The sequence below is a fragment of the Arthrobacter sp. 2YAF22_2 genome (genome assembly GCF_052114645.1).
Classification (GTDB): domain Bacteria; phylum Actinomycetota; class Actinomycetes; order Actinomycetales; family Micrococcaceae; genus Arthrobacter.
In genome coordinates, this window is record NZ_JBFRFD010000487.1 from 1 (window position 1) to 2,707 (window position 2,707).

At 65.4% G+C, this 2,707-nt stretch carries 2 protein-coding genes; both read left to right on the top strand.

What is annotated here, in order from left to right; translation table 11 throughout:
* The coding region (locus tag AB4Y86_RS16250) for an ABC transporter permease (RefSeq protein ID WP_441403212.1) at window positions 1–925 on the top strand (925 nt) is incomplete at its 5' end.
* Window positions 922–2,634, top strand: coding sequence for an ABC transporter ATP-binding protein (locus AB4Y86_RS16255; RefSeq protein ID WP_441403213.1), 1,713 nt, complete (start codon window positions 922–924; stop codon window positions 2,632–2,634). The genes AB4Y86_RS16250 and AB4Y86_RS16255, both read left to right, overlap by 4 nt.
* Window positions 2,635–2,707: the final 73 nt, after the last annotated feature.

The window sequence follows — 2,707 nt, forward strand, 5'->3', positions numbered from 1 at the left end:
GCTCGTCACCGGCCTTGTGCTCACCATCTTCTTCCTCCTGACGACGGTCCTCGCCCCCTTGATCGCGCCCTACGGGTACTCGCAGCTCAGTGACGCGTCCGGCACCTTCCCCGCCCAGCAGGCGCCCGGGGGAAACCACATTCTGGGCACCACCGTGGGCGGCTACGACGTTTTCTCACGGGTCATCTGGGGCTCCCAGACGGCCGTGATCGTGATCGTCGTGGCCGTGGCAATGTCGATTTTTCTCGGCGTTGCACTGGGTCTGGTCAGCGGCTACTTCGGCGGCTGGCTGGACCGGATCCTCGTGGTGATCGCCGACGCGATCTACGCCTTCCCGTCCCTCCTGCTGGCCATCGTCATGTCGATCGTCATCAACCGCGGCCAGTCCAGTTTCTGGGGCGGCATCGTCGCGTGCTCGTTCGCCATTTCCGTGGTTTTCGTGCCGCAGTATTTCCGCGTGATCCGTGCGGAAACCATCCGGCTGAGGGCGGAGCCCTTCGTCGAGTCGGCCAAGGTGGTGGGTGCCTCCAGCGTCCGCATCATGGGGCGCCACATTTTCAAGAACGCCACCCGCACCCTGCCGCTGATCTTTACGCTTAACGCCTCCGAGGCCATCCTGACCCTCGCGGGCCTTGGCTTCCTCGGGTTCGGTATCGAACCGTCATCCGCCGCCGAGTGGGGCTTCGACCTCAACAAGGCCATGGCTGACGCCTCCTCCGGCATCTGGTGGACCGGCGTCTTTCCCGGCATGGCGATCGTCCTGACCGTGCTCGGCCTGACGCTGGTCGGCGAGAGCATGAACGACCTCAACGACCCGCGGCTCAGGGGCCGCAAGCGTGCCGGCGGCAAGGCACCCGCCGGCAGCCCGGACGGCGCGCAGGCCGCGCCCGGGGCGGAAGCATCAGCAGAATCGAGAATGCCATGACCATCGATATCGGTTCCGTTTCGGACCAGCCGGAAGCGGGCGCACGCCCGGTGCTGGACATCGACAAGCTCAAAGTCACCTTCGCAACCGACTCCGGCGATGTGTACGCAGTCAAGGACGTCAGCCTCGAAGTGAATCCCGGCGAGGTGGTCGCCATCGTCGGCGAATCGGGCTCGGGCAAGACCGTCACCGCCAAAACCATCCTCGGCCTCCTGCCGGAGACGGCTGTGAGTTCAGGTGCGGTGCTGATCAACGGCAACAACGTGATCAGCGTCAGTGCAGCGAAGCTCCGGCAGATCCGCGGCCGCGACGTCGCCATGGTGTTCCAGGAGCCGTCGACAGCGCTCAACCCGGTCTTCACCGTGGGCTGGCAGATTGCCGAAGGTATCCGGGCCCACGCCGACGCCGGCGGCCACCGCGTCTCCGCGAAGGAAGCCAAGGCGAGGGCCATCGAAGCCCTCCGAAAGGTCGGCATCCCGGACCCGGAATCGAGGGTGAACTACTATCCGCACCAGTTCTCGGGAGGCCAGAAACAGCGCGTCGTCATTGCGGCCGCGTTGGCCCTGAACCCGGGTCTGATCGTTGCCGACGAACCCACGACAGCCTTGGACGTCACGGTCCAGGCGGAGATCCTGGAGCTACTCCGGGACCTGCGTGACAAGTACGGAACGTCCATTGTGCTCATCACGCACAACATGGGGGTGGTGGCCGACCTCGCCGACCGCGTGGTCGTCATGTATCAGGGCGATGTGGTGGAAGAAGCCCCTGCCCGGGTCCTGTTCGCACAGCCGAAGGAGGACTACACAAAGAAGCTGCTCGCCGCGGTGCCGCACCTTGGCCGCAACTCCGCCTCCGAAGGGATGACACAGCGCGCCCACCAGGGCGGAAAGGTCCTCGTCGAGGCTAAGAACCTGACCATCGAGTATCCGGGAAGGCTGGGCACTCCGGCTTTCAAGGCCGTGGACGGCGTCAGCTTCACCGTCTCCGAAGGGGAAGTCTTCGGTCTGGTGGGGGAGTCGGGCTCCGGCAAGACCACGATCGGCCGCGCCATCGCCGGACTGAACCGGACCACGGGCGGCAGCCTCAAGGTCCTTGGTTACGAGATGCTGAACTTCAAGGAGCGCACGTTCAAGCCGCTCCGGAAGGAGATCGGTTTCGTGTTCCAGGACCCGGCAGCATCCTTCAACCCGCAACTGACCATCGGCGACTGCGTGGCGGAACCGCTGATCATCCACTCGAACCCGAGCCCGGCTGAGGCGCGCAAGCGCGTCGGTGAACTGCTCGAATCGGTGCAGCTTCCGGCGTCGTACGCTGACAGGTTCCCACACGAGCTCTCCGGCGGCCAGCGACAGCGCGCCTCCCTGGCGCGGGCGCTCATCTTGAACCCGAAGCTGCTCATCGCCGATGAGCCGACCTCGGCCCTGGATGTTTCGGTGCAGGCCGTGGTGCTGGAACTCTTCAAGGAGATCCAGCGGGAGTTCGGATTCGCGGCCCTGTTCATCAGCCACGACCTTGCAGTCGTTGACATGCTCTCCCACTGGGTCGGCGTCCTGTACAAAGGCAAGATGGTGGAGCAAGGGCTCGGGAACCAGGTCATGGGCAATCCGCAGCACGAGTACACGAAGAAGCTAATCGCGTCCCTGCCCGTGCCCGACCCCGACGAGCAGGCCCGCCGCCGCCGGGAGTTCCGGGCGGTGCTGAGAGGTTAGGCAGCAGGAACCGGCTGCGGCACCTGCCGCGGCGTTTCAGGGCATGCCCGCCGTTCACTGCGAACGGCGGGCA